Origin of the sequence: Pseudomonas sp. RW409, assembly GCF_003184125.1 — a bacterium.
Lineage (GTDB): Bacteria > Pseudomonadota > Gammaproteobacteria > Pseudomonadales > Pseudomonadaceae > Aquipseudomonas > Aquipseudomonas chlororaphis_I.
In genome coordinates, this window is the sequence record NZ_QHHP01000035.1 from 1 (window position 1) to 504 (window position 504).

Consider the following 504-nt stretch of genomic DNA (forward strand, 5'->3'; position numbering starts at 1 on the left):
TCTTGTCTTCGATGCGCAGTTCGTTATAGCCCTTGCCACCCGGCGAGCTGAGGGTCTTGAAGGTGCTGCGGGTCTTGTTCGCCGGCAGGTCGTAGGGGACCACGTTTTCCTTGTGGTACAGGCAGCCGGTGACCAGGGGCTGGTCGGGGTCGCCTTCGAGGAAGGTCACCAGCACTTCCATGCCGATCCGCGGGATGGCGATGCCGCCGTAGGCCTTGCCGGCCCAGCCGCTGGCGACGCGCACCCAGCAGGAGGTGTTGTCGTCGGCCAGGCCGTCGCGGTCCCAGTGGAACTGCACCTTGATCCGCCCGTACTGGTCGCAATGGATTTCTTCGCCCTTGGGCCCGGTGACCACGGCGGTCTGGCTGCCCAGGGACTTGGGTTTCGGGTGTTCCAGCGGCGGGCGGTAGTGGGCGTCCCAGGGCGTGGCGAGGAAGCGGTTGCGGTAGCCCTGGTGGAAGTCGTCCTTATTGCTGGTGACGTCGCTGGTGATGTTCTCGCCCA

Annotated in this window: 1 protein-coding gene; it reads right to left on the minus strand. The window is 65.7% G+C overall.

What is annotated here, in order from left to right:
- Nucleotides 1–504 (minus strand): type VI secretion system tip protein TssI/VgrG (gene tssI, locus DK261_RS18445; RefSeq protein WP_146218540.1); only part of this gene is annotated, 504 nt, incomplete at both ends.